Annotated in this window: 23 protein-coding genes; 6 read left to right on the plus strand and 17 right to left on the minus strand. The window is 74.1% G+C overall.

Annotated features, from left to right (window positions below; translation table 11 throughout):
• Positions 1–205: 205 nt before the first annotated feature.
• The 7 genes from pheT to infC all read right to left on the minus strand — a co-directional run bounded on the left by pheT (position 206) and on the right by infC (position 7839).
• Positions 206–2734 (minus strand): phenylalanine--tRNA ligase subunit beta, encoded by a 2529-nt coding sequence (pheT, locus tag ACZ5ID_RS22290; RefSeq protein ID WP_468900641.1) that lies wholly within the window; start codon positions 2732–2734, stop codon positions 206–208.
• Positions 2734–3858, minus strand: coding sequence for a phenylalanine--tRNA ligase subunit alpha (gene pheS, locus ACZ5ID_RS22295; protein ID WP_468900644.1), 1125 nt, complete (start codon positions 3856–3858; stop codon positions 2734–2736). The genes pheT and pheS overlap by 1 nt, the downstream gene beginning before the upstream one ends.
• 188 nt (positions 3859–4046) lie before the next feature.
• On the minus strand, positions 4047–5099 hold the full coding sequence (locus ACZ5ID_RS22300) for a sensor histidine kinase (protein WP_468901088.1): 1053 nt from the start codon (positions 5097–5099) through the stop codon (positions 4047–4049).
• 152 nt (positions 5100–5251) lie between these two features.
• Positions 5252–6088: a TrmH family RNA methyltransferase gene (locus ACZ5ID_RS22305; protein ID WP_358835219.1), complete on the minus strand. Its 837-nt coding sequence runs from the start codon at positions 6086–6088 to the stop codon at positions 5252–5254.
• A gap of 296 nt (positions 6089–6384) precedes the next feature.
• Positions 6385–6768 carry a 50S ribosomal protein L20 gene (gene rplT / locus ACZ5ID_RS22310; RefSeq protein ID WP_003970214.1) on the minus strand — a complete coding sequence of 128 codons (384 nt, stop codon included), beginning with the start codon at positions 6766–6768 and terminating at the stop codon, positions 6385–6387.
• Between the two features lie 105 nt (positions 6769–6873).
• A complete protein-coding gene (gene rpmI / locus ACZ5ID_RS22315) occupies positions 6874–7068 on the minus strand; it encodes a 50S ribosomal protein L35 (protein ID WP_030754426.1) in 195 nt (64 codons plus the stop codon).
• A 99-nt stretch (positions 7069–7167) separates the two neighbouring features.
• Positions 7168–7839, minus strand: coding sequence for a translation initiation factor IF-3 (infC, locus tag ACZ5ID_RS22320; RefSeq protein WP_468900648.1), 672 nt, complete (start codon positions 7837–7839; stop codon positions 7168–7170).
• A gap of 340 nt (positions 7840–8179) precedes the next feature.
• Here infC and ACZ5ID_RS22325 point away from each other — a divergent pair, with 340 nt between their 5' ends.
• Entirely contained in the window at positions 8180–8545 is a 366-nt protein-coding gene (locus ACZ5ID_RS22325; protein ID WP_468900650.1) for a DUF1844 domain-containing protein, read from the plus strand.
• A 76-nt stretch (positions 8546–8621) separates the two neighbouring features.
• On the opposite strand, the gene ACZ5ID_RS22330 is transcribed toward ACZ5ID_RS22325, so the two are convergent.
• The 3 genes from ACZ5ID_RS22330 to ACZ5ID_RS22340 are packed head-to-tail and all read right to left on the minus strand — an operon-like array spanning position 8622 to position 11998.
• Positions 8622–9359 (minus strand): SseB family protein, encoded by a 738-nt coding sequence (locus tag ACZ5ID_RS22330; RefSeq protein ID WP_468900653.1) that lies wholly within the window; start codon positions 9357–9359, stop codon positions 8622–8624.
• 57 nt (positions 9360–9416) lie between these two features.
• Positions 9417–10607, minus strand: a complete 1191-nt coding sequence (gene mycP / locus ACZ5ID_RS22335; RefSeq protein WP_468900656.1) for a type VII secretion-associated serine protease mycosin — start codon at positions 10605–10607, stop codon at positions 9417–9419.
• Positions 10604–11998, minus strand: a complete 1395-nt coding sequence (locus ACZ5ID_RS22340; RefSeq protein ID WP_468900659.1) for a hypothetical protein — start codon at positions 11996–11998, stop codon at positions 10604–10606. Before ACZ5ID_RS22340 ends, mycP begins: the two co-directional genes overlap by 4 nt.
• A gap of 182 nt (positions 11999–12180) precedes the next feature.
• On the opposite strand from ACZ5ID_RS22340, the gene ACZ5ID_RS22345 reads away from it, so the two are divergent.
• A complete protein-coding gene (locus ACZ5ID_RS22345; protein WP_468900662.1) occupies positions 12181–13383 on the plus strand; it encodes an amino acid deaminase/aldolase in 1203 nt (400 codons plus the stop codon).
• A gap of 18 nt (positions 13384–13401) precedes the next feature.
• Here ACZ5ID_RS22345 and ACZ5ID_RS22350 read toward each other — a convergent pair whose 3' ends face one another.
• From ACZ5ID_RS22350 to ACZ5ID_RS22365, 4 genes are all read right to left on the minus strand, one after another.
• Entirely contained in the window at positions 13402–14337 is a 936-nt protein-coding gene (locus tag ACZ5ID_RS22350; protein ID WP_468900665.1) for a DUF2510 domain-containing protein, read from the minus strand.
• 77 nt (positions 14338–14414) lie between these two features.
• Complete coding sequence (locus tag ACZ5ID_RS22355) at positions 14415–15197, minus strand: 3-oxoacyl-ACP reductase (RefSeq protein ID WP_406554327.1); 783 nt, start codon at positions 15195–15197, stop codon at positions 14415–14417.
• 4 nt (positions 15198–15201) lie between these two features.
• Entirely contained in the window at positions 15202–16599 is a 1398-nt protein-coding gene (locus ACZ5ID_RS22360; protein WP_468900668.1) for an aldehyde dehydrogenase family protein, read from the minus strand.
• Between the two features lie 8 nt (positions 16600–16607).
• Positions 16608–17972: a glutamine synthetase family protein gene (locus ACZ5ID_RS22365; RefSeq protein ID WP_468900670.1), complete on the minus strand. Its 1365-nt coding sequence runs from the start codon at positions 17970–17972 to the stop codon at positions 16608–16610.
• Between the two features lie 77 nt (positions 17973–18049).
• On the opposite strand from ACZ5ID_RS22365, the gene ACZ5ID_RS22370 reads away from it, so the two are divergent.
• The 3 genes from ACZ5ID_RS22370 (at position 18050) to ACZ5ID_RS22380 (ending at position 21197) form a co-directional block, all read left to right on the plus strand.
• Complete coding sequence (locus tag ACZ5ID_RS22370; protein WP_468900673.1) at positions 18050–18775, plus strand: FadR/GntR family transcriptional regulator; 726 nt, start codon at positions 18050–18052, stop codon at positions 18773–18775.
• A gap of 230 nt (positions 18776–19005) precedes the next feature.
• Positions 19006–20460 carry an ethanolamine permease gene (eat, locus tag ACZ5ID_RS22375; protein WP_468900676.1) on the plus strand — a complete coding sequence of 485 codons (1455 nt, stop codon included), beginning with the start codon at positions 19006–19008 and terminating at the stop codon, positions 20458–20460.
• 32 nt (positions 20461–20492) lie between these two features.
• Positions 20493–21197 (plus strand): gamma-glutamyl-gamma-aminobutyrate hydrolase family protein, encoded by a 705-nt coding sequence (locus ACZ5ID_RS22380; RefSeq protein ID WP_468901090.1) that lies wholly within the window; start codon positions 20493–20495, stop codon positions 21195–21197.
• Here the strand turns inward: ACZ5ID_RS22380 and ACZ5ID_RS22385 are convergent.
• Positions 21191–22135 (minus strand): LysR family transcriptional regulator, encoded by a 945-nt coding sequence (locus ACZ5ID_RS22385; protein WP_468900679.1) that lies wholly within the window; start codon positions 22133–22135, stop codon positions 21191–21193. The two genes, ACZ5ID_RS22380 and ACZ5ID_RS22385, sit on opposite strands and share 7 nt — an antisense overlap.
• A 70-nt stretch (positions 22136–22205) precedes the next feature.
• On the opposite strand from ACZ5ID_RS22385, the gene ACZ5ID_RS22390 reads away from it, so the two are divergent.
• Positions 22206–23303, plus strand: a complete 1098-nt coding sequence (locus tag ACZ5ID_RS22390) for a TDT family transporter (protein WP_468900682.1) — start codon at positions 22206–22208, stop codon at positions 23301–23303.
• On the opposite strand, the gene ACZ5ID_RS22395 is transcribed toward ACZ5ID_RS22390, so the two are convergent.
• Together ACZ5ID_RS22395 and ACZ5ID_RS22400 are read right to left on the minus strand one after the other, a co-directional pair.
• The gene (locus tag ACZ5ID_RS22395; RefSeq protein ID WP_468900684.1) at positions 23272–24012 is read right to left on the minus strand and encodes a helical backbone metal receptor; all 741 of its coding nucleotides are present in this window, start codon (positions 24010–24012) and stop codon (positions 23272–23274) included. The genes ACZ5ID_RS22390 and ACZ5ID_RS22395 overlap by 32 nt on opposite strands.
• Complete coding sequence (locus ACZ5ID_RS22400; protein WP_468900686.1) at positions 24012–24563, minus strand: helix-turn-helix domain-containing protein; 552 nt, start codon at positions 24561–24563, stop codon at positions 24012–24014. Before ACZ5ID_RS22400 ends, ACZ5ID_RS22395 begins: the two co-directional genes overlap by 1 nt.
• Positions 24564–24673 lie beyond the last annotated feature (110 nt).

Genomic DNA, 24673 nt, shown 5'->3' on the forward strand with positions numbered 1-24673 from the left:
TGCCCCGGCCTTCACGGCCGGATTGATTCTGTCCACCTGCCGTCCCCTTCCGCGTACCTGGCTCCCCGTTCTCACCCGAACGAGTGAGCAGGAACGCGTGGGAAGGGAGGGGCCGCGCGAGGGCGGGGCGCGGGAAGGCGGCGCACATGCGGAAAGGGCGCGTCCGGTGATCCGGACGCGCCCTTTGCGTACTGCCGTGCGGGTGTTACGCCCCGCGGAGCACCGCGCCCGTGCGCTCGGCGGCCAGGGCCACCGCCGCGTCGCGGGCGGCCGAGGCCTCCTCGACGGTCAGCGTGCGGTCGGGGGCGCGGAAGCGCAGCGCGTACGCCAGCGACTTCTTGCCCTCGCCGATCTGCTCACCGGTGTAGGTGTCGAACAGCCGGATGGACTCCAGGAGTTCACCGGCGCCGCCGCGCAGGAAGTACTCGACGACCGCCGAGGGGACCTCGGTGTCGACGACCAGCGCCACGTCCTGGGTGGCCACCGGGAAGGTGGAGATCCGCGGCGCCCGCAGGGTGCCCTCCCCCGCCTTCGCCAGCAGGTCCAGGTCGAGCTCCATGGCGCAGGCGCGCTCGGGCAGGCTCAGCGCCTTGACCACGCGCGGGTGCAGCTCGCCCGCGTGGCCGATCGCGACGATCTCCCCGTCGATGACGACGGCGAGCTCGGCGCAGCGGCCCGGGTGCCACGGCCCGTACTGGCCCTGCTGGACGATGAGCTCCGCGCCGGCCTCGCGGGCCAGGGTCCGGGCGGCCTCGACCGCGTCGGCCCAGTCCGCCGGACGGCCCTTGCCCCACCAGCCGGCCTGCTCGCGCGCACCGGCGAGGACCACGGCCGCGTGCCGGGGCTGCGCGGGCAGCACGGCGTCGAGCGCGGCGATCTCCTCGTCGGTGGGGCGGCGGTCGACGGGCAGCCGGCCGGCGACGCCGGGCCGCTCGGTGGGCTTGAACACCAGACCGGTCTCGAAGAGCGCCAGGTCGTGGCTGCCGCGGCCGGCGTTGCGGCGCAGCGCGGTGAGCAGCCCCGGCAGCAGCGTGGTGCGCAGCGCCGGCTCCTCGTCGTTGAGCGGGTTGACCAGCTTCACGACGCGGCGGCCCGGGTCGTCCGCCGCCAGGCCGAGCTGGTCGAAGACCTGCTCGGAGACGAACGGGTAGTTCGGCGCCTCCACGTAACCGGCGCCGGCGAGGGCGCGGCCCACCCGGCGGTGCAGCCGCTGGCGCTCGGTCAGACCGCGGCCGGCGGGCGGCTTCGGCAGGGTCGAGGGCAGGTTCTCGTACCCCTCCAGCCGGATGACCTCCTCGGCGAGGTCGTTCGGCTCGGTGAGGTCGGGGCGCCACGAGGGCACGGTGACGACGAGCTCGTCCTGTCCGTAGACGTCGCAGCCGATCTCCTGGAGGCGGCGCACGACGGTCTCGCGGCCGTACTCCACACCCGCCACCCGGTCCGGGTGGTCGGCGGGGACGGAGATGGTGCGCGGCGCGGAGGGCGCGAGGACCTCGGTGACGCCGGCCTCGGCGGTACCGCCCGCGAGCAGCACCAGCAGGTCGACGGTCCGCTGGGCGGCGGCCGAGGCGGCCTGCGGGTCGACGCCGCGCTCGAAGCGCTTGGACGCCTCGGAGGACAGCTTGTGGCGGCGCGCGGTACGGGCGATGGCGACCGGGTCGAAGTGCGCGGCCTCGATGACCACCTCGGTGGTGCCCCTGACCTGCCCGGTCTCGGGGTCGGTGACCGAGTCGGCGATCTCGGTGTTGGCGCCGCCCATCACACCGGCCAGGCCGATCGGCCCCCGGTTGTCGGTGATGACCAGGTCGGCGGCGTCCAGCGTGCGCTTGGCGCCGTCGAGGGTGGTGAGGACCTCGCCGGGCTCGGCGCGGCGGACCCCGATCGGCCCGTCGACCAGGGTGCGGTCGTAGGCGTGCAGCGGCTGGCCCAGCTCGATCATCACGTAGTTGGTGACGTCGACGGCGAGCGAGATGGGGCGCATCCCGGCCTTCTGGAGCCGGCGCTGGAGCCAGATCGGCGAGCGGGCCTCGGGGTCGAGGCCGACGACGGTGCGCGCGGTGAAGCGGTCGCAGCCGATCGGGTCGGCGATCTTCACCGGGTAGCCGTACGAGTTGGGCACGGGCACGTCGAGCAGCGCCGGGTCGCGCAGCGGCAGGCCGTAGGCGATGGCGGTCTCGCGGGCCACACCGCGCAGGGACAGGCAGTCGCCGCGGTTGGCGGTGACGGCGATGTCCAGGACCTCGTCGACGAGCTCCAGGAGCTCGATGGCGTCGGTGCCGGCCTCGTGCTCCGGCGGCAGGACGATGATGCCGCCGCTGCCGTCGTCGCCCATGCCCAGCTCGTCGCCGGAGCAGATCATGCCGTGCGAGGTCCTGCCGTACGTCTGGCGCGCGGCGATGGCGAAGTCGCCGGGCAGCACGGCGCCGGGCAGGACCACGACGACCTTGTCGCCGACCTGGAAGTTGCGCGCGCCGCAGACGATCTCCTGCGGCTCGCCGGTGCCGTTGGCCGTGCCGACGTCGACCGTGCAGAAGCGGATGGGCTTCTTGAAGCCCTCCAGCTCCTCGATGGTCAGCACCTGGCCGACGACCAGGGGGCCCTTGAGGCCGGCGCCGAGCTGCTCGACCGTCTCGACCTCCAGGCCGGCGGAGACGAGCTTGGCCTGCACGTCACGGCCGGTCTCCGTCGCCGGCAGGTCGACGTACTCCCGCAGCCAGGAAAGCGGGACCCGCATCAGATCTCCATCCCGAACGGCCGGGTGAACCGGACGTCACCCTCGACCATGTCTCGCATGTCTTCGACGTTGTGGCGGAACATCAGCAGCCGTTCGATGCCGAAGCCGAAGGCGAATCCGCTGTACTTCCCGGGGTCGACGCCGCAGGCGGTGAGGACCTTGGGGTTGACCATGCCGCAGCCGCCGAGCTCGATCCAGCCCTCGCTGGAGCAGGTGCGGCAGGGGCGGTCGGGGTCGCCGACGGACTCGCCGCGGCAGACGTAGCAGACCATGTCCATCTCGGCGGACGGCTCGGTGAACGGGAAGAAGTTCGGCCGCAGCCGGGTCTTCATGTCCTGGCCGAAGAGCGACTGGACCATGTGGTCCAGGGTGCCCTTGAGGTCCGCCATGGTCAGGCCCTCGTCGACGGCGAGCAGCTCGACCTGGTTGAAGACGGGGGTGTGCGTGGCGTCCAGCTCGTCCGTGCGGAAGACCCGGCCGGGGCAGATCACGTAGACCGGCGGCTCCCGGTCGATGAGCGAGCGGATCTGCACCGGGGAGGTGTGCGTGCGCAGCACGACGCCGGAGTCGGCGGAGCCTCCCCCAGGGCCCTCGACGAAGAAGGTGTCCTGCTCACCGCGGGCCGGGTGGTCCGGGCCGATGTTGAGCGCGTCGAAGTTGAACCACTCGGCCTCGACCTGCGGACCCTCGGCGACCTCGTAGCCCATGGCCACGAAGATGTCCTCGATGCGCTCGGAGAGCGTGGTCAGCGGGTGGCGGGCGCCGGCCGGTACACGGTCGTACGGCAGCGAGACGTCCACCGCCTCCTCGACCAGGACGCGCGCGTCGCGCTCGGCCTCCAGCTCGGCCTGGCGGGCGGCCAGCGCCTTGTTCACGGCGCCGCGGGCCATGCCCACGAGCTTGCCGGCCGCGGCCTTGGCCTGCGGCGGCAGGGCGCCGATCTCACGGTTGGCGAGCGACAGGGGCGAGGTGCCACCGGCGTGCGCGGTCTTCGCGTGTGCGAGCGCTTCGAGGTCACCGGCCGCGGCGAAGGCGGCGAGCGCCTCGTCCCGCATGCGCTCGATCTCTTCCGGTTTCAGTGCCTCGACCTCAACAGGGTCGTACGACTTATTGGGTGCCGACATCTCTTCCCGTACTTCCGATTGGCTTGGCTGGGGGTCCCGCCACCGCGACAGCGACTCGCCCGCGCGGTACCGCCTCGCGGTTCGTCCGCGCGGAGACCGTCGCGCGATGGCCGAGACACGAACGCGCCAAAGACCGAGTCTAACGGGGTGGGAATGTACGTACGCGCCCGTGGGCCGCCCGGCGGCCCCTACTGGAGGTAGGCCGGGGCGCCGACGGGCAGGATAAATCGGAACTCGGCGCCGCCGCCGGAGCCGCGGCCCACCGCGATGGTGCCGCCGTGCGCCTCCACGATGCCCTTGACGATGTAGAGGCCGAGGCCGGTGCCACCGCGTTTGCTGCCCCGCCAGAAACGGGTGAAGACACGGCCCATCGACTCCTCGGGGATGCCGGGGCCTTCGTCGCTCACGGTGACGGCCGTTCCCTTCTCGTCGTGCTCGTCGATACGGACGGGCGCGGGTGCCACCTCGATGGTGACGGTTCCCTCGCCGTGGCGCACCGCGTTTTCCAGCAGGTTGCCCAGGACCTGGTCGATCTTGTCCGGATCCGCCCACAGATCGGGCAGCGGGCGCTGGATGCGCACCAGGAAGCGGTCGGGGACCTGGCCGGAGGCCACATGGGCCTGGATGTGCCGGCCGACGGCCGCCGCTATGTCCACCGGCTGGCGGCGCACCTCCAGACGGCCGGAGTCGATCCGGGAGATGTCGAGGAGTTCGGCGATCAGCCGGGTGACGCGGTTGGCGTCGGCGTCGACGGTCTCCAGCATCAGCCGCTTCTGGGCGTCGGTGAACCGCTCCCACTTGGCGAGCAGCGTCGCGGTGAACCCCTTGACCGAGGTCAGCGGGGAGCGCAGCTCATGGGCGACGGTGGCGATCAGCTCGGCGTGCGAGCGCTCGGTGCGTCTGCGCGCCTCGGTCGAGCGCAGGCTCACCACCACCCGGCGCACCGGGCCGGTGGGGTGCTCACGGACGTACCGCGCGGAGACCAGCACCTCGCGCCCGCCGGGCAGCAGCAGGTTGCGTTCGGGCTGGCCGACGCGGATAGCGAGGCCGCCGTACGGGTCGGTCAGCTGCCACCAGCGGCGGCCCTTGAGGTCCTCCAGCGGCAGGGCGCGCTCCAGCTCCAGGCCGAGCGCGTCGCGCGGGGAGACCGCGGTGATCCGGGCGGCGGCCGTGTTGAAGCAGATGACCCGGCCCTTCTCGTCGGCGACGACGAGTCCGTCCGGCAGGTCCTCGGGGTCCATCCCCAGGTCGTCCTGGGCAGCAGGGCGCACCAGGGCGTTCTCGCCGATGGTCCTCACGCCGACAGCCATACCCCGTATCCCACCTCTCCGAAGCACACAGTGGGCCCCCGAGCCCGTCACCCTACTAGCTGGAGGTGATGGTGCGGACCCCCTCAGCGAGGCGTGCGGGTGCGCTGGGCCCGCGCCGAGGCGTACAGGCACACCGCGGCGGCGGTCGCCAGGTTGAGGCTCTCGGCCCGGCCGTGGATCGGGACGCGCACCACGGCGTCCGCGAGCGCGCGGGTCTCCTCGGGCAGGCCCCAGGCCTCGTTGCCGAAGATCCAGGCGGTGGGGCCGCCCATGGTGCCCGCGTCGAGCTCGTCGTCGAGGTCGTCCTCACCGGCCCCGTCGGCGGCGAGGATGCGCACCCCGGCGTCCCGCAGCCCCCGTACGGCCTGCTCGACCGGGACGCCGACGGCGACCGGCAGATGGAAGAGCGAACCGACCGAGGCGCGTACCGACTTGGGGTTGTACAGGTCCACGGAGGCGTCGGTGAGGACGACCGCGTCGGCGCCGGCGGCGTCCGCGCAGCGCAGTACGGTGCCGGCGTTGCCGGGGTCGCGGACGTGCGCGAGGACGGCGACGAGCTTGGGGCGCGCGGCGAGGATGTCCTCGAAGGGCGAGTCCAGGAAGCGGCAGACGCCGACGAGGCCCTGCGGGGTGACGGTCTGGGAGACCTCGGCGAGCACCTCGTCGTCCGCGTAGTGGACCCGGGCCCCGGCGTCGCGGGCGGCGGCCACGATGTCCGCGTACCGCTCGGCGGCCTCGACGGTGGTGAACAGCTCGGTCAGCGTCGCCTCACCGCCGCTGCGGTGCTCCACGGCCTCCCGCACGGCCTGCGGCCCCTCGGCGATGAACCGCCGCTCCTTCCCCCGGAAGTTGCGCCGCGCGAGCCGCTTGGCGGCGGCGACACGGGGGGAGCGCGGGGAGATCAGCTCGGGCGTGGGCATGTACTCGCGGTCTCTCTGGGAGGGGGCGGGGGGCCTGGGCCCGGTGTTCGTCTGCGGGTGGGTGGGGGCGGGTCGCGCAGTTCCCCGCGCCCCTTGCGTGCCGCTGCGCGGCAGTCCCCTGGGCGTCCGAAGGGGCGCTTTCAGGGGCGCGGGGCTGTGACATGTGCGGCTCCGCCGCGTGGGCGCGACCGGCCACAGACGGCCCGCGGACGAACAGGGGCCCGGGTACCAACGCACCCGGACCCGCAGGCCGATGGCCTGCGGGTCCGGGTCCGGCTCAACAGGCCGTCAGGCGCTTACGCGGCCTTCGGGGCGTTGACGTCGCTCGGAAGCGCCTTCTGGGCGACCTCGACGAGCGCGGCGAACGCGTTGGCGTCGTTGACCGCGAGCTCGGCCAGGATCTTGCGGTCCACCTCGATGTTGGCGGCCTTCAGACCCTGGATGAGGCGGTTGTACGTCATGCCGTTCTGGCGGGCAGCGGCGTTGATGCGCTGGATCCACAGCTGACGGAAGTCGCCCTTGCGCTTCTTGCGGTCGTTGTAGTTGTAGACCAGCGAGTGGGTGACCTGCTCCTTGGCCTTGCGGTACAGGCGCGAACGCTGACCGCGGTAGCCGGAGGCCGCCTCGAGGATCGCCCGGCGCTTCTTGTGGGCGTTGACTGCCCGCTTGACGCGTGCCACTTGTTAACTCCTTGTAGCGGGGCCGTGGTCGGTGATCACACGGCCCGAATTCGAATAGGTCCCGGTCTCGACGTTCCGCCCCCGGTCACCGGGGGCGGAGAAACGTCACTTGCCGAGAAGCTTCTTGATCTTCTTGGCGTCGCCCGGGGCCATCTCGGCGTTGCCGGTGAGGCGACGCGTCAGCTTGGACGACTTGTGCTCGAGCAGGTGGCGCTTGCCGGCACGCTCACGGAGCACCTTGCCGGAGCCGGTGATCTTGAAGCGCTTGCTGGCACCGCTGTGCGACTTGTTCTTCGGCATAGCGCCGTTATCTCCTCGTCAGTGGCGCCCCCAGCCGGTCCGGAGACCGGCGCGCGGGAGCGTCATATGTATCGGTAGTCCTGGGCGGGCTGCCCGGGATCAGGCCTCGGCGGGTTCCTCGGCCGGCGCCTCGGCGACGGGCTCCTCCGCGGAGCCCTCCGCGTCGGCCGCGTGGCCCTGGCGCTCCGCCTTGCGGGCGGCCTGCGCCTCGCGGGCTTCGGCCATCGCCTCGGTCTTCTTCTTGTGCGGACCGAGCACCATGATCATGTTCCGGCCGTCCTGCTTCGGACTCGACTCGACGAAGCCGAGGTCCTGGACGTCCTCCGCGAGACGCTGCAGCAGTCGGTAGCCGAGCTCCGGCCGGGACTGCTCGCGACCACGGAACATGATCGTGATCTTGACCTTGTCGCCCTGCTTGAGGAACCGGACGACGTGACCCTTCTTGGTGTCATAGTCGTGCGGGTCGATCTTCGGCCGGAGCTTCATCTCCTTGATGACCGTGTGCGCCTGGTTCTTGCGCGCCTCACGGGCCTTCATGGCCGACTCGTACTTGAACTTCCCGTAGTCCATGAGCTTGCACACGGGCGGACGGGCGGTCGCCGCGACCTCGACCAGGTCCAGGTCGTACTCCTGTGCGAGCTCCAGGGCCTTGGCAAGCGGAACAATCCCGACCTGCTCGCCGCTGGGACCGACCAGACGCACTTCGGGAACGCGAATCCGGTCGTTGATGCGGGGCTCGGCGCTGATGGATCCTCCTCGGTAGCACCACACGCCCGTCTGGCAGACAAGCGCGTACTTTCACTTCGGACCAACCATCACGGCACATGAAAAATGCCCCGGACGGGACACAGGCGGGGCTCCATGGACTACCGGAGCACCGCCGCGGTCAACCGCGGGGCGCACATCGGACGGCTCCATCGTCCGTACGGAACGATGGCTACCGTCTGACCGGATGACCCGCCGCCCCGGAGGGTGGTCGGGTGGGAGATCGGAGCCTCCACTTGTGGGCCGGACACATGGGAGTGCCTGGCCGGTCGTTACACCAGGTTAGCAGCACACCGGCATGGGGGCCAATCGTGCGCACACCCTCGCAGCGCCTATCGTGTGGGGCATGAGTGAGACCTCCCCCCAGCCCCCCGAGACCACCGACTTCGACACCATGACCCGCGACATCGCCGAGGTCCCGGCCGTCGAGGTGATCGTCACGGTCGCCGTGAACCTGATGAGCGCCGCCGCGGTGAAGCTCGGTCTGACGGAGGAGGGCGACGAGCACAAGGACCTGGACGAGGCCCGCAAGCTCGTGCACGCGCTGGCCGGTCTGCTGGACGCCAGCACCACCGAGATCAGCTCCTTCCACGCCGCCCCGCTGCGCGACGGCCTGAAGTCGCTGCAGCTCGCCTTCCGTGAGGCGTCGCTCGTCCCGGACGAGCCGGGCCAGGGCCCGGGCGAGAAGTACACGGGCCCGGTCTACGGCTAGTCCCCGGCCCTCGCGTACGTAGGAAGGGAGCGCCCCGGAGGACCGGGGCGCTCCCTTCGTACGTACGCAGCCGCGCTCAGCGCGTGAACAGGGGCTCGTTGGGCCGCGGGGCGGCGGCCGGGAGCAGGGCGAGGTCGAGGCCGCGCACCAGACGGGCGCGCAGCACCTCGTCGGCGGCGAGCAGCTCGGCGACCCGGCGCGCGGCCTCCGCGGGCGCCGCGCCCTCGGCCAGGACCAGGGCGAGCGTGCCGTCGGCGGTGCCGGGGCCGAGGTGGGCGCGGAGCACGGCGGGCTCCGCGGCGACGGCCGTGCGCACGGCCTCGACGACCGCCGGGTCGTCGAGCGGGTCCGCGCTGGTGCGGCCCTCGGCCAGGGCGAGCAGCGCCCCGCCCGTCAGCTCGTAGGCGACAGGGCCCGCCAGGTCGAGGACGACCGTGTCGGCGCGCTCGTGGGCGGCGGCCTGGAGCGCCTGGTGCAGGGGGACGGCGACGGGCCGGGCCTCGGGGTCCCACAGCGCCAGCGAGGCGAGCGAGGTGAAGGCGGGCAGCGCCTTGCGGTCGCCGGCGGTGAGCGTGGGCACCGCCATGTCGCTGGTCTTCTCGCGCCGCAGTCCGTTCTCGTCCGTCTCCACCTCACCGAGCACGGCGACGACGGGGACGAGCAGCCGGGCGTCCTTGAGCGCGGCCAGCACACGCGAGCGGGCCGCGCCGCTGCCCCTGTCCCGGTCCCAGGCGGCGAGGGCCGCCGTGAGTTCGGGATCGGCGGTGCCGTCGTCGTCGGAGAAACCGGGGTCCGGGATGTTCTTGAGCGCCACGGCACGAGCCTAACCGGGGGCCGCCCCGCCCTCCGCAGCAGGGGATTTCCCCAGGGCTCAGGTCCGGCCGGCCGTGCGGCTGCCGCGCCACAGGGTGAGGGACGCGGCGAGCAGCAGGGCCCCGGCGGCAGCCGCGAGGGCAGCGAGCCAGTCGGCGCGGTGACCGCTCTCCTTCTCCTTGTCGGGGCCGCTGCCGAAGTAGGCGCGGGCGCGCCCGGTCGCCGTGTTCGCGCGCGCCTCGGGCCTGAGACGGGCCCCCTCGGCGAGGGCGGCGGCCGGGTCGACGCTGCCGTAGCCACGGGCGTCGTCGCGGCCACCCCGGGGCGCGTTGCGGGCGGTGTCCGCGAGCAGGGTCTTGATCTGGGCCGGGGAGAGACCGGGGTGGGCGGAGCGGATCAGGGCGACGGCGCCGGAGACGAACGCGGAGGCGGCGCTGGTGCCCCAGCCCTCGTAGTACTTGCGGTCCGGGTCCGCTATCACCACGTCCACGCCGGGCGCGGAGACGGTGGCGTACCAGCGGCGGGTGGAGAAGGCCGCGTGCGTGCCGTAGCGGTCGACGGCGGCGACGGCGATGACGCCCGGGTAGGCGGCGGGGTAGGAGACGTGGTCGCCCTGTTCGCCGCCGTTGCCCGCGGAGGCGACGACGACGGAGCCCCGGGAGAGGGCGTACTGGATGGCGGCGTCCTCGGACGGCTCGGGGTGCGCGGAGGCGCTGTCGTCGCCGAGGGAGAGGTTGATGACGTCGGCGCCGTGGTCGGCGGCCCAGCGGATGCCCTCGGCGAGCGCGCCGCCGCGTGACTCGCGCGCCTTCTTGCGCGCCGGGTCGGTGGATTCCAGGATCACCCGGACCGGCAGGATCCTGGCCTCGGGTGCGATACCGAGGACGCCGTCCCCGTGGTCCGGCCCGTGTCCGTGGCCGGCGATGATCCCGGCCATGGCGGTGCCGTGCCGGGCCCAGTCCCGGCTGCCCCGGCCGGCCCCGAAGCCGACGAGGTCCTTGCCGGTGAGCACCTGTCCGGCGAGGTCGGGGTGGGTGGCGTCGACACCGGTGTCCAGCACGGCGACCGTGATGCCCTTGCCCTTGGTGGTGCGCCACGCCTGCTGGGTGTGCATGGCGGCCAGCTCCCACTGGCGGTCCCGGATGACGTCCGCCCGCGCGGGGGCGGGGGGCAGCAGGAGCGCGAGGCAGGCACCGGCGGCGAGGGCGGCGGCGCGGTACCGGCGGGCGGTGGCCCGGGGCGTGGTCATGACGGCTTCTTCGTTCCGGTGGCGGCGGTCTTGCGCAGGGCGCGTTCCACCCGGTCCGCGATGCCCTTGGCGTCGTAGGTGAGTCCCGCCTCGACGGGCGCGTCCGTCGTCCCCTCTTCGAGGGCGCGGTCGGCGGGCTGGGGGTCGGTGACGGTACGGGCGTCCGCGAAGCCGGTGACGGAGTAGACGACGACGGGGGCGTCGGTGAGGACGCGTACGGTCCAGCTCGCCCGCTGACGGTCCCCGAAACGGGCGGCGGGGGTGCCCTTGACGGGGTACGGGCGCGGCATCAGGTCGTCGCGGTCGCCCAGGGACTCGTCGGCGAACCGGGTGCGCAGCGCCGCCATCGCGTCGGGGCCGGCCTCGGTGAAGACGAGCCCGACGGTGGTGACGGCGCTGGAGGTGGCGTCGGTGTACGTGGCCCGCAGCAGGCGTACGCAGCCGACCGGCCGGAGCGCCTTGAGCAGCAGCGGGTCGAGGGCTCCGGCGCAGACGGAGTCGGGGGCGACCCCGACACGGGTCCAGACGCGGTCGGCGCCGCCGGGGCCGGCGCCGTTGCCGGTGAGCGTCGGCGGGAAGAGGGTGTCCACGGGGGTGCTGTGCCACATCTCGCGGGCGGCGGTGTAGCCGCCGCGGGGGTCCGCTCCCCCGGCTTCCCCGCTCAGCCAGCTCCCGGCGGCGGCGCCGCCGAGCAGCCCGATCCCCAGGACCAGGCAGACGGCCGCCGCGACGACCCGGCCGCGGCGCCGCCCGCCCACCGGGGCGTCGGCCGCGGGTATGGACGGCGCGGGGTGCGGAGGGGACGCCGGGAGCGGCGGCAGAGGGGCCCGGGGCGCGGGCACGGCGGGCCGGGGCGGGGCGACGGGTGCGACCGGGGGCGCCGCGGAGCCGGAGGCGGCGGGCGGGGCCGTGGGCCGGGGCGCGGCGGGGTGCGCCGGGGCGGGCGGCGCGACCGGGTGGGGTGCGGCGGGCGTGGCGGCCGGTCCGGCGGTCGGGGGCGGTGTCGGCGGGGCCGGGGGGCGGGTCGGGGCGGGGTGCGGCGGGAGGGGCGGGCGCGCGGGCTGCGGGGAGGTGCGCGCCGTCGGACGCGCGGCGTCGGCCGTCGTGGGCCGCGCGGGTATCCGGGGCCGGGGTGCCAGGCCCGTGTCCAGCAGGTCGATGGCCGAGCGCGGGGGCACGCCGGTGCGGGCGGCAGCGTCCTCGGCAGAGGAGCTGGCAGGGGAGCCGTCACGGGGTGCTTCGTGGGGCGCGGGGGACGCGGGCGCGGCCCGGCGGTCGGGGTGGGCGGACGTCGCCGGTCCGTGCGGACCGGCCGCCGGGGCCTCCCGGCCCGGGTCCCCTTCCGCGGGGCGGCGCGCCGCGGCCGGGGGGCGTTGTGCGTCCGTGGTCAATGGCCCCCCTCGTACCCGTCGTGCCCGCGCTGCGGATCGGCTTGGCCGGCAGGGCCGTTCGTCGCCGCGTGGGCGCTACTTTACGGGCTGGACCGGGAGAGCAGGGATGCGGTCCGGGCTCGGGGGATCTGCACCGACTCGTCCCCCTACCCCCGGGTAGGCCGTTCTGGCAGGCTCTGCCCATGACTCCCCGCGCCGCTGACCGGGCCCGGTACGACCGGGCCACCGCCCATCTCGACGCCCCCCTCGCGCTCGTGGACCTGGAGGCGTTCGACGCCAACGCCGACGATCTGGTCCGGCGCGCGCAGGGCAAACCGATCCGGGTCGCCAGCAAGTCCGTACGGTGCCGGGCGCTGCTCGAACGGGTACTGGCCCGGGACGGCTTCACCGGGATCATGTCGTTCACGCTGGCGGAGTCGATCTGGCTGGCCCGGGCCGGGTTCGAGGACGTCCTGCTCGCGTATCCGTCGGCCGACCGGGCCCGGTTCGCGGAGCTGGCCGCCGATCCCAAGCTCGCCGCGGCCATCACCGTGATGGTCGACGATCCGGCCCAGCTCGACCTCATCGACCGGGCGCGGGACCGGGACGAGACACCCGTACGGATCTGTCTGGAGCTGGACACCTCGCTCCAGCTGTTCGGCGGGCGCGTGCGCGTCGGCGCCCGCCGCTCCCCGCTGCGCGAGCCCGCGCAACTGGCCGAGCTCGCCCGTGCCGTCGCCCGCCGCCCCGGCTTCCGGCTGGTCGGGCTGATGGCGTACGAGGGCCATGTCGCCGGGGTCGGGGACGCCGTGGCGGGGCGGCCGGTGCGCTCGCGCGCGATCCGGCTGATGCAGACGGCCGCGCGCCGGGAGCTGGCGGCGCGCCGGGCCGAGGTGGTGCGGGCGGTGCGGGCCGTGGCGCCGGACCTGGAGTTCGTCAACGGCGGCGGGACGGGCAGTGTGCAGCACACCGCCGCCGAGGACGCCGTCACCGAGATCGCGGCGGGGTCGGGGCTGTACGTGCCCCGGCTCTTCGACAACTACACCTCGTTCACGGGGCGTCCGGCCGCCCTGTTCGCCCAGCCCGTGGTGCGCCGGCCGGGGGTGGGCGTGGTCACCGTGCTGGGCGGCGGCTACCCCGCCTCCGGGGCGGCGGGCGTGGACCGGCTGCCCGTCCCGTACCTGCCCGAGGGGCTGCGCTACGACCCGCAGGAGGGCGCCGGGGAGGTGCAGACCCCGCTGCTCGGCTCGGCCGCCGACGATCTGCTGATCGGGGACAAGGTGTGGTTCCGGCACGCCAAGGCGGGTGAACTGTGCGAGCGGTTCGACGAGTTGGTGCTGGTGGAGGGCGACCGGGTCACGGCGACCGTCCCCACGTACCGGGGCGAGGGGCGCACGTTCCTGTGAGGCCCCCGGGGCGGTGGCTCAGGGCGCGGGTGGCGCCATGCTGCTGCCCACCCCGCCGTTCTCCCGGCCGCCCAGGACCTGGATGCCGGCCGTGATCCGGTCGAGCACGGCGAGCGGCGGGGCGCCCCTGCCCGCGTCGAAGGCGAACCGCACGATGATCATCGATTCGCTGCCGACGCTCGACGGGAAGGCCAGCGACTCGACGTATCCGCCGGGTCCGGCTCCCGTCCTGACGCTCCACCGCACCAGGTATCCCGTGCGCCCCGCGACGACCACGGAGGCGGAGCGCACCTCGCGGTGCGAGACGAGCCCGCCGTAGCGCTCCCGGTCGAGACCGTCCTTGCCGAAGGCGGCCTCGGCCGCGTCCGCGATGTCGTGCCTGGCGAGGGCGTCGGCGGTGTGGAGGTCGGTGCGGGTGGGCGTGCGGCTGTCGACGGTGGCGTGGTGGCAGAACGCGCCCGGGTCGCCCGGGCAGTCGAAGGTGTCCCTGGTCCGCATGGTGGGCAGACCGTCGATCTTGGAGTCGACCTTCTCCCAGCCCGGCAGGACCGGCAGGGTGATGCCGTTGAGCTGGTCGACCAGGACGTTCGGGTCGTCGCCGGGCGAGGGCGGCGGCGCGGCGCTCGGCGTCCGGGTGGACGCCGTCGTCGCGGCGCCCCCGCCGGGCGCCGCCGCTGCCGCCGGTCCCCCGTCGTCGCCGTCGAGGAGGATCACCCCGGCCACCAGCGCGGTGACGAGGACCGCGGCGGCCACGGCGACGACGGCCGCCGGACCCCGGCCGCGCGGCCGGTCCGGGGGCGCCACGGCCCCCAGGGGGACGGTCGGCGCCGGGGACGGCTCCGCCGGCCGGCCGGGCGCGCGGGTGTGCCCGGTCCAGGCGGTGCCGTCCCACCAGCGCTCCAGCAGCGGGGTGCCCGGATCCGGGTACCAGCCGGGCGGCGTCGTCATGCTCATCGGGCCACCCTAGAACGGCGCTTCGGCCGCCGTACACCGCCTCCCGTCCGGCCGTCCGCGCCACCGCACGCGTCCGCCTACAGCGGTGTCACGTACGCGCCCGAGATACCCCCGTCCACCAGGAAGTCGGTCGCGTTGACGAACGAGGAGTCGTCGCTCGCCAGGAACGCCACCGCCGCCGCGATCTCGTCGGCCTCGGCGAACCGGCCGAGCGGGATGTGGACCAGACGGCGGGCGGCCCGCTCCGGGTCCTTCGCGAACAGCTCCTGGAGCAGCGGGGTGTTGACCGGCCCCGGGCAGAGCGCGTTGACGCGGATGCCCTCGCGGGCGAACTGCACGCCCAGCTCGCGGGACATCGCCAGGACGCCTCCCTTGGAGGCGGTGTAGGAGATCTGCGAGGTCGCGGCCCCCATCCGGGCGACGAAGGACGCCGTGTTGATGATCGAGCCCCGGCGCTGCTCGCGCATGTACGGGATGGCTGCCTTGCAGCACAGGTACACCGAGGTGAGGTTGACCTCCTGGACGCGCTTCCAGGCCTCCAGGCCGGTCTCCAGGATGGAGTCGTCGTCGGGGGGCGAGATACCGGCGTTGTTGAAGGCGATGTCGACGCTGCCGTAGGTGTCGTACGCGGCCTTGAAGAGGGCGTCCACCTGCTCGGCGTCGGTGACGTCGACGCGCACGGCGAGTCCGCCGACCTCGTCCGCGGTCTTCTTCGCCGCCGCCTCGTCGATGTCGCCGCAGACCACGTGGGCGCCCTCGGAGGCGAGCCGGCGCGCGGTCGCCAGACCGATGCCGCTGCCGGCCCCGGTGATGACGGCGGTACGGCCGACCAGGCGGCGGCAGATGGTGTCGTCGGTCATGTGCTCAGGCCTCCGTGCTGATGAAGACGTTCTTGGTTTCGGTGAAGGCGGCCAGCGCGTCCGGGCCGAGTTCGCGGCCCAGGCCGGACTGCTTGTAGCCGCCGAAGGGGGTCCAGTAGCGCACGCTGGAGTGCGAGTTGACGGAGAGGTTGCCGGCCGCGACGGCGCCGGACACCCGCAGCGCGCGCCCCACGTCACGGGTCCAGATCGAGCCGGACAGTCCGTACTCGGTCGCGTTGGCCAGCGCCACGGCGTCGGCCTCGTCGTCGAAGGGCAGGACGACGGCGACCGGTCCGAAGACCTCCTCGACCGCCACGGGGGCGTCGGGCGCCGTGCCGGTGAGGACGGTGGGCGCGAACCAGAAACCGGGCCCCTCGGGGGCGGTCCCCCGGATGCCGGGCAGCTCGGCGGGGACGTAGGCGCGCACCCGCTCCAGCTGGGTCCGTGAGATCAGCGGGCCCATCTGGGTCTTCTCGTCGGCCGGGTCACCGACCACGACGGACTCGACGCCGGGGGCGAGGAGCTCCAGGAAGCGGTCGTAGACGGGCCGTTGGACCAGGATGCGGGTGCGGGCGCAGCAGTCCTGGCCGCTGTTGTCGAGGAAGGACATGGGGGCGGCGAGCGCGGCGGCCTCGACGTCGGCGTCGGCGAAGACGATGTTGGCGCTCTTGCCGCCGAGTTCGAGCGTGACCCGCTTCACGCGCTGGGCGCACTTGGCCATGATCTGCTTGCCGACACGGGTGGAGCCGGTGAACACGATCTTGGCCACGCCGGGGTGCTCGACGAGCGCGTCCCCGGCGACGGCGCCCGCGCCCGGCAGCACCTGGAAGAGGTGGTCGGGCAGCCCCGCCACGAGGGCGAGCTCGGCCAGCCGCAGGGCGGTGAGCGGGGTGGTCTCGGCGGGCTTGAGGATCACCGCGTTGCCGGCCGCGAGCGCGGGGGCGGTGCCCCAGGCGGCGATCGGCATCGGGAAGTTCCAGGGCGCGATGACGCCGACGACACCCAGCGGTTCGAGCAGGGTGAGGTCGATGCCGCCCGCGACCGGGATCTGCCGGCCGGTCAGACGCTCCACTCCCCCGGCCGCGTAGTCGAGCAGATCGCGGACGTTGCCGGCCTCCCAGCGGGCGTTGCCGACGGTGTGTCCGGCCTCGCGGACCTCCAGCTGGGCGAGTTCTTCGAGGTGGCCGTCGACGGCGGCGGCGAAGCGGCGCAGCAGCCGGGCGCGGTCGGCGGGGGCGAGCGCCGCCCACTTCTCCTGGGCCCGCGCGGCCCGCGCTACCGCCGCGTCCACGTCCCTCGCGGTGGCGGCGGGGACGGTCGCGAGGACCTCCTCGGTCGCGGGGTTGAGCACCTGGTGCTCGTACGGGCCGGTAGGGGCGTTCGGGTCGTACGCGTCGGACACTGCGGGCCTCACAGGCGTTCGAAGGAGCGGCGGAGCTCCCAGTCGGTCACCGCGGCGTCGAAGGCGTCCAGCTCGACGCGCGCCATGTTGCGGTAGTGGGCGACCACCTCGTCCCCGAAGGCGGCCTTGGCGATGGGGCTGTTCTCCCACAGCTCGGCGGCCTCGCGCAGGGTGGTCGGGACGTGTTCGTAGTCGCCGGTGTAGGCGTTGCCGGTGCAGGCGTCGGGCAGCTCCAGCTCGTGCTCGACGCCGTACAGGCCCGCCGCGACCAGTCCCGCGACCGCGAGGTGGGGGTTGACGTCGCCGCCGGGCAGCCGGTTCTCGAACCGCAGGGAGGGGCCGTGGCCGACCACCCGAAGCGCGCAGGTGCGGTTGTCGTGGCCCCAGGCGACGGCGGTGGGGGCGAAGGAGCCGGGCTGGAAGCGCTTGTAGGAGTTGATGTTCGGCGCGTACAGCAGGGCGAAGTCCCGCAGTGCGGCCAGCTGTCCCGCAAGGAAGTGGCGCATCAGCGGTGACATTCCGCCGGGGCCGTCGCCCCCCATGACGTTGCGGCCGTCCTCATCGGTGAGCGAGAGGTGGATGTGGCAGGAGTTGCCCTCGCGCTCGTTGTACTTCGCCATGAAGGTGAGCGAGACGCCCTCCTGGGAGGCGATCTCCTTGGCGCCGGTCTTGTAGACGGCGTGCTGGTCGCAGGTGACCAGGGCCTCGTCGTAACGGAAGACGATCTCGTGCTGGCCGGGGTTGCACTCGCCCTTGGCGGACTCGACCGTCAGGCCCGCCGCCGCCATCTCGTTGCGGATGCGGCGCAGCAGCGGCTCGATCCGGCCGGTGCCGAGCACCGAGTAGTCGATGTTGTACTGGTTGGCCGGGGTCAGGCCCCGGTAGTCGGCGTCCCACGCCTGCTCGTAGCTGTCGCGGAAGACGATGAACTCCAGCTCGGTGCCGACCTGGGCGTTCAGGCCGAGCGCGGCGAGCCGGTCGAGCTGGCGGCGCAGGATCTGGCGCGGCGCGGCGACGACGGGCGAGCCGTCGTTCCAGGCGAGGTCCGCGATGAGCAGCGCGGTCCCCTCGTTCCAGGGGACCCGGCGCAGGGTCGCGAGGTCGGGGTGCATGGCGAAGTCGCCGTACCCCCGCTCCCAGGACGACATCGCGTAGCCGTCGACGGTGTTCATCTCGGTGTCCACGGCGAGGAGGTAGTTGCAGCCCTCGGTGCCGTGGGCGGCCACCTCGTCGAGGAAGAACCGTGCGGCGAACCGCTTGCCCTGGAGCCGCCCTTGCATATCGGGGAAGGCCAGGACCACAGTGTCGATCTCGCCGCTCTCGACGAGGGCGCGCAGCGCCTCGATACCGAGCGGGGGTGTGCGGTCTGCCACGGGAAAAGCCTCCTTCGGTCAGCCGGGAGCCATAAGGTATTGCCGAGAACCATTGCTTGGGAAGGGGGTGCGGCCAGATGTCGCGACCGGATTTCGGGGACCGGCTCGCCGCGGTGCTGCGGCCGGTACGGGCCGGCAACGGCTTCGAGGAGGCGCTGGAGCAGATCCTCCAGGTCGTCCGCCTGGGCCTGGTGCCCGGCGGGGAGCGGCTGCCGTCGGAGCGGGAGCTGGCCGAACGTCTCGGCATCAGCCGGGTGACCCTGCGCGAGGTCCTGAAGGTGCTGACCGACCAGGGCCTGGTGGAGGCGCGGCGCGGTCGCTACGGCGGAACGTTCGTGCTGCCCAGGGCCGCGACGCCCGGCGAGGACGAGCTGCGGCGGCGGGTGGCCGGGGCCGATGTGGAGGACGCGCTGCGCTTCCGCGAGGTCCTGGAGGTGGGCGCGGCCGGGCTGTGCGCGACGCACGGCCTCACCGACGAGCAGGCGCAGCGCCTGCGTGAGGCGCTGGCCCGCACGCACGACGCGCCGCTCACCGACTACCGGCGCCAGGACACGCTGCTGCACCTGACCCTCGCCGAGCTCTGCGGCTCACCGAGTCTGACGGCCCAGTACGCGGCGGTCCGCGCGACCGTGAACGACCTGCTGGACTGCATTCCGCTGCTCGTACGGAACCTGGAGCACTCCCAGCGCCAGCACACCGCGCTGGTCGAGGCGGTGCTCGACGGGGACGCTGACGGGGCGCGGGAGATGATGCGGGAGCACTGCGCCGGCACCGCGGCGCTGTTGCGGGGGTTCCTCACGTGATGCCTTCGCCCGCGGGCCGTGGTGGGTCGCTCGCGCCCACGCGGCGGAGCCGCATGGTGTCACCACCCGCGCCCCTATAGGGCGTCCGGGACCGCGGCGCCCCTCCACACGGCCCCTCGGACGCGCACCCGTTTACCCCGACGTAACGCACGGGGCTTGCTTTCCGGCCGGGTTCCCCGCAAAGGTATGCCCCCAGTCCATTGACCCCGTCCCCCGTCGGGAGCCGCGTCATGACCATGGAGTCCACAAAATCCGCCACGCCCCGCCCCGCCGAACCGGCGGACGACTACCTGGAGCGCCGTACGCTGCGCCGAGGCAGCGCCGGCTGGCTGCTGCTGACCGGTCTCGGCGTCGCCTACGTCGTCTCCGGTGACTACTCCGGCTGGAACTTCGGCCTCGCCGAGGGCGGCTTCGGCGGCCTCGCGATCGCCATGGCCCTGATGGGCCTGATGTACGTCTGCATGGTCTTCTCGCTCGCCGAACTCTCCTCCGTGCTGCCCACGGCGGGCGGCGGCTACGGCTTCGCGCGCCGCGCGCTCGGCCCCTGGGGCGGCTTCCTGACCGGCACGGCCATCCTCATCGAATACGTCCTGGCACCGGCCGCCATCTCCCTCTTCATCGGCGACTACGTCGAGTCCCTGGGGCTGTTCGGACTCACCTCCGGCTGGCCCGTCTACCTCGCCTGCTTCGTCGTCTTCATCGGCATCCATCTGTGGGGCGTGGGCGAGGCGCTGCGGTTCAGCTTCGTGGTGACGGGCGTCGCGGTGGCGGCCCTGCTCGTCTTCGCGGTCGGCGCCTTCCTCGACTTCGACGCCTCCCGGCTCGACGACATCGCCGTCCACCACGACGCCGTCGGCGCGAACTCCTGGCTGCCGATGGGCGTGATGGGCATCTGGGCGGCGTTCCCGTTCGGCATGTGGTTCTTCCTCGGTGTGGAGGGCGTACCGCTGGCCGCCGAGGAGACCCGCGACCCGGCCCGGACGCTCCCGAAGGCGATCCGCTGGTCCATGGCCATCCTGGTGGTCCTGGCCCTGCTCACCTTCCTCGCCTCGGCGGGCGCGCGCGGCTCGGCCGCGATCCAGGACGCGGGCAACCCGCTGGTGGAGGCGCTCCAGCCGGACGGGAAGGCCACGGCGCTCAGCCGGGTCGTCAACTACGCGGGCCTCGCGGGCCTGGTGGCCTCGTTCTTCTCGCTGATCTACGCGGGCTCGCGCCAGCTGTTCGCGCTGTCCCGGGCGGGCTATCTGCCCCGCTTCCTCTCCCTGACCAGCCGCCGCAGGGCGCCCTACCTCGGGCTGCTGGTGCCCGGCGCGATCGCCTTCTCGCTGGCGGCGGCGACCGGGGACGGGGCGCGGATGCTGAACGCCGCGGTCTTCGGGGCCACCGTCTCGTACGCACTCATGTCGCTGTCCCACATCGTGCTGCGCCGCCGCGAACCGGAGCTGGAGCGGCCGTACCGTACGCCGGGAGGAGCACTGACCTCGTCGGTCGCGCTGGTCCTCGCGTGCGCGGCGCTGGTGGCCACGTTCCTCGTGGACGTGGTGGCGGCGCTGATCGCGCTCGGGGTGTACGCGGTCGCCATCGGGTACTTCGGCCTCTACAGCCGAAGGCACCTGGTGGCGCGGGCCCCCGAGGAGGAGTTCGCGGCGCTGGCGGCGGCGGAGGCGGAGCTGGAGCGCGGGTGAGTGTCGAGCGGCGGCAGGAGAGCGAGGACGCGGTGGGACGGCCACTGATCGGTGTCAGCACCTATCTGGAGGAGTCGGTGCGCTGGGGGGTGTGGCACTGGCCGGCCGCCCTGCTGCCCGCCGCCTATCCGCGCCTGGTCCGGGCCGCGGGCGGCCTCACGGCGATGCTGCCGCCGGACGACCCGGCGTCGGCGGCCGAGGTGGTGGCCCGGCTCGACGGCGTGGTCGTGGCGGGGGGCCCGGACGTGGAGCCGGTACGGTACGGGGCCGCCCGCGACGCCCGGACCGGGCCGCCCGCACCGGAGCGGGACGCCTGGGAGAGCGCCCTGATCGAGGCCGCCCTCGCCTCCGGGACCCCGCTGCTCGGCATCTGCCGGGGCATGCAGCTCCTGAACGTGGTGCTGGGCGGCACCCTGGTGCAGCACCTGGACGGGCACACCGGTGGCCGCGGCGTCGTCGGCCGCCACACCGTACGCCCCGAGCCGGGCACGCGGTACGCGGCCGTCGAGCCGGACGAGGCGTCCGTGCCGACCTACCACCACCAGGCCGTGGACCGGCTCGCGCGGACGCTGGTGGTGTCGGCGCGCGCGGAGGACGGCACCGTCGAGGCGGTCGAACTCCCGGGCGAGGCCTGGGTGCTGGGCGTCCAGTGGCACCCGGAGCTGGGCGAGGACACCAAGGTGATGGAGGCGCTGGTGGCGGCGGCGCGGGCCCGTACCGCGGCGATGGCCTACTGAGCGGGCCCCGGCCCCGACCGGGTCAGCGACAGCAGGTCGCGGGCCGGGCCTGTGGGGCGGTGGGCGGTGCGCCAGACCGCGCGCAGATCGCGGCGGAGCAGCAGCCCCTCCAGCGGGATCCGGACGAGGCGGCGGGCCGCCAGCTCCTCCCCCAGGGCGAGTTCGCTCAGGACCGAGGGCCCCGCCCCGCTCACCACCGCCGCCTTCACGGCCGTGGTGGAGGCGAGCTCCAGGAGCGGCCGGGCGACCCCGCCCAGGTCCGCGAGGGCCGCGTCCAGGACCTGCCGGGTGCCCGAGCCCTCCTCGCGCAGGATGAGCGGGGTCGCGGCCAGTTCGGCGGCTCCCAGCGGGGCGCGGCGGCGGGCCCACGGGTGGGCGGGGGCGGTGACCACCACCAGCCGGTCGTGGCCGATCACGGCCCCGTCGAGCCCGGCCGGCACGGCCAGGCCCTCCACGAACCCGAGGTCCGCCTCGTCCGACAGCAGCCGCTCGGCCACGAACGCCGAGTTCCCGGCGAGCAGCGAGACGGCCGTGCCGGGGCGTTCGCCGCGCAGCGCGATCAGCCAGCCGGGCAGCAGGTACTCGGCGATGGTCATGCTGGCGGCGACCCGCAGCCGCGAGTCGCGCCGCCCGCGCAGCGCCTGGGCGCCCGCGTCGAACGCCTCGGCCGCCTCCACCACCCGCCGGGCCCAGTCCGTCACCAGCGCGCCCTCGGCGGTCAGCCGGGAGCCGCGCGGCGAGCGGTCGACCAGGGCGACGCCGAGGTGGCGCTCCATCGAGCGGATGCGGCTGCTCGCGGCGGGCTGGGTGATCCCCAGATCGCGTGCGGCGCGCCCGAGGCTGCCGTGCCGGGCGACCGCGATCAGCAGCTCCATCGCGCCCAGATCGGGCACCCGCCGGGAGAGCGGGCCGGCGTCCTCCGCACTGCTCATACTCATAAACCCAGCTTATGTCCCCATAGGAAGAGCGGGTCTGGTGGCCCCCGCGTACCGCCGCGAAGGTGGACACATGGTCACCCTCGCCCAGCCCCGCCCCCCGGCGCTCACCGCGCGCCGCACCCCCCTGCGCCACCTCGGCCCGAACTGGTACGCCGTGGTCATGGGCACCGCGATCGTCGCGGGCGCGGGCGCCGGGCTGCCGTTCCGGGTGCCGGGGCTGACGCTGGTGTGGGCCCTGTCGCTGGCCATGCTCACCGTCCTCGCCGCGGCCCGCGCCGCCCACTGGCGCCACCACCGCGACCAGGCCCGCGCCCATCTCCTGGACCCGGCCGTCGCCCCCTTCCACGGATGTATGTCGATGGCGTTCCTGGCCGTCGGCATCGGCGCCCTCACCGTCGGCAAGGACCTGATCGGGGAGGGCGCCGCGGTGCCGCTGGCCTGGGCGCTGTACGCGATCGGCACCGCCACCGGTCTCGTCGTCGCCGTGGGCATCCCCTATCTGATGGTGGTGCGCCACCAGGTCGCCCCCGGCACGGCCTCCCCGGTCTGGCTGCTGCCCGTGGTGGCCCCCATGGTCTCCGCGACCCTGGGCGCCCTGCTCGTCCCGCACCTCCCGGCCGGCCAGCCCCGTGAGGCGATGCTGCTCGGCTCGTACGCCCTGTTCGGCATGAGCCTGCTGGCCGTGCTGGTCCTGCTCCCGGTGGTCTTCGCCCGGCTGGTCCACGAGGGCCCGCTGCCGCTGGTCCTGACCCCGGCGCTGTTCCTGGTCCTCGGGCCGCTGGGCCAGTCCACCACCGCCGTCAACAAGCTCGCGGACGTGGCCCCCGGCGCGGTCGGCGCCCCCTACGCGGGCGCGCTGGGCGCCTTCGCCGTGGTCTACGGCGTGCCCGTGACGGGCTTCGCCCTGATGTGGCTCGCCCTGGCGGCGGCCATGGTGGTGCGCGCGGCCCGCTCCGGGATGCCCTTCGCGATGACCTGGTGGGCGTTCACCTTCCCCGTCGGCACCTGCGTCACCGGCGCCCAGGGCCTGGCCCACCACACCGGTCTGACCGCGTTCAGCTGGCTCGCCTGCGGCCTGTACGCGCTGCTGGTCGCCGCGTGGCTGGTGGCGGGCGTCCACACGGTACGCGGCCTGCTCAGCGGACGGCTGCTCGCAGCGCCGCGCTGAGCGCGCCCGGGGCCGCCGCCAGGGAGGGGCCGTACCAGGTGAGCAGCCGGCCGTCGACCAGCGCGGCCGGGAGCCCGGGGAACGCCTCGGGGCCGTCGTCGGCGGCGAAGCGGTAGGGCTCGTCGGGGAGGACCACCAGATCCGCCCCGGCGGCCCGCAGCTCCTCCAGGGGGACGCGCGGATACCGCTCGGCGTGCTCCGCGTACACGTTGCGCACGCCGAGCCGCGCCAGCAGGTCGCCCGCGAAGGTGTCGCGGCCCAGCACCATCCAGGGGCGGCGCCACACCGGCACCACCGCGGCGACCGGCTCGGACGGGCGGGCCACCCGCTCCCAGGCCTCGCGCGCCTCGTCGAGCCAGCGGGGCCGGGGCAGCCCGCAGGCGTCCACCAGGACCCGGTGCAGCTCGGCGAACGCCCGGTCCAGGTCGCGGACCTCGGTGACCAGGACATCCAGCCCCGCCGCGCGCAGGGCGTCCAGGTCGGGTTGCCGGTTCTCCTCCTCGTTGGCGATCACCAGATCGGGGCGGAGTGCGGCGACGGCGTCCGTGTCGGGGTTCTTGGTGCCGCCGATCCGGGCCGCCGCGAGGCCGGGCGGGTGGGTGCACCAGTCGGTGGCGCCGACGACCAGCCCCGGGGCCGTGGCCTCGACCGCCTCGGTGAGCGAGGGCACCAGCGACACCACCCGGGGGCCGCCCGCGCGGCGGACCATCAGTGGCGGGTCTCCTCGATCGCCTCGATGTGGTCGGCGACGGCCACGAGCAGGATGCGGGTGCCGGGCACGGCCGCGCGCCAGCGGTGGCGGACCCCGCCGGACAGGCACAGGGTGTCGCCCCGCTCCAGCCGGTAGGCGCGCCCCTCCGCCTCGACCTCGACGGCGCCGTCGGCCACGTACATCAGCTCGTCGTTGCGGTGCTGGAACTCGCGCGCGGTGTCGTGCTCGCCGGTGAACTCCATGGCGTGCAGCTGGTGGTGGCCGCGCAGCAGCTGGCGGACCCCGCCGCCGTCCCCGTCCTCGGCGCGGGCGACCTCGACGGTACGCGCGGTGTCGGCGGCGTCGTACAGCTCGGGCACGGTGGTGCCCAGGGCGTCGGCCACGCGCGCCAGCGAACGGGCGCTGGGGCGGGCCCGCTCGTTCTCGATCTGGCTCAGGAAGGGCACCGAGAGGCCGCTGCGCTGCGCTACGGCCGCGAGTGTCATCCCGAGCTCGCGCCGCAGCCGCCGCACCGCGACTCCCACCCGAAGAGTTTCCTTGTCGTCCATCTCTCCGGCTCCCTCCCCGTCACCTGGCTCCACTCCGGCCGCCGCACTGCCTGCACCCTACGCAGCTTCGGCGCCCCGGGGCACCATCACGCGGAAGAAGAGTGTCCGCC

The organism is Streptomyces sp. NPDC031670 (genome assembly GCF_055580545.1).

Bases quoted from the DNA above. Each gene is read 5' to 3' on its own strand.
- pheT (WP_468900641.1), bottom strand. From the start codon at position 2,734: ATGCGGGTCCCGCTTTCCTGGCTGCGGGAGTACGTCGACCTGCCGGCG.
- pheS (WP_468900644.1), bottom strand. From the start codon at position 3,858: ATGTCGGCACCCAATAAGTCGTACGACCCTGTTGAGGTCGAGGCACTG.
- ACZ5ID_RS22300 (WP_468901088.1), bottom strand. From the start codon at position 5,099: ATGGACCCCGAGGACCTGCCGGACGGACTCGTCGTCGCCGACGAGAAG.
- ACZ5ID_RS22305 (WP_358835219.1), bottom strand. From the start codon at position 6,088: ATGCCCACGCCCGAGCTGATCTCCCCGCGCTCCCCCCGTGTCGCCGCC.
- rpmI (WP_030754426.1), bottom strand. From the start codon at position 7,068: ATGCCGAAGAACAAGTCGCACAGCGGTGCCAGCAAGCGCTTCAAGATC.
- ACZ5ID_RS22325 (WP_468900650.1), top strand. From the start codon at position 8,180: ATGAGTGAGACCTCCCCCCAGCCCCCCGAGACCACCGACTTCGACACC.
- mycP (WP_468900656.1), bottom strand. From the start codon at position 10,607: ATGACCACGCCCCGGGCCACCGCCCGCCGGTACCGCGCCGCCGCCCTC.
- ACZ5ID_RS22345 (WP_468900662.1), top strand. From the start codon at position 12,181: ATGACTCCCCGCGCCGCTGACCGGGCCCGGTACGACCGGGCCACCGCC.
- ACZ5ID_RS22350 (WP_468900665.1), bottom strand. From the start codon at position 14,337: ATGAGCATGACGACGCCGCCCGGCTGGTACCCGGATCCGGGCACCCCG.
- ACZ5ID_RS22355 (WP_406554327.1), bottom strand. From the start codon at position 15,197: ATGACCGACGACACCATCTGCCGCCGCCTGGTCGGCCGTACCGCCGTC.
- ACZ5ID_RS22370 (WP_468900673.1), top strand. From the start codon at position 18,050: ATGTCGCGACCGGATTTCGGGGACCGGCTCGCCGCGGTGCTGCGGCCG.
- eat (WP_468900676.1), top strand. From the start codon at position 19,006: ATGACCATGGAGTCCACAAAATCCGCCACGCCCCGCCCCGCCGAACCG.
- ACZ5ID_RS22385 (WP_468900679.1), bottom strand. From the start codon at position 22,135: ATGAGTATGAGCAGTGCGGAGGACGCCGGCCCGCTCTCCCGGCGGGTG.
- ACZ5ID_RS22390 (WP_468900682.1), top strand. From the start codon at position 22,206: ATGGTCACCCTCGCCCAGCCCCGCCCCCCGGCGCTCACCGCGCGCCGC.
- ACZ5ID_RS22395 (WP_468900684.1), bottom strand. From the start codon at position 24,012: ATGGTCCGCCGCGCGGGCGGCCCCCGGGTGGTGTCGCTGGTGCCCTCG.
- ACZ5ID_RS22400 (WP_468900686.1), bottom strand. From the start codon at position 24,563: ATGGACGACAAGGAAACTCTTCGGGTGGGAGTCGCGGTGCGGCGGCTG.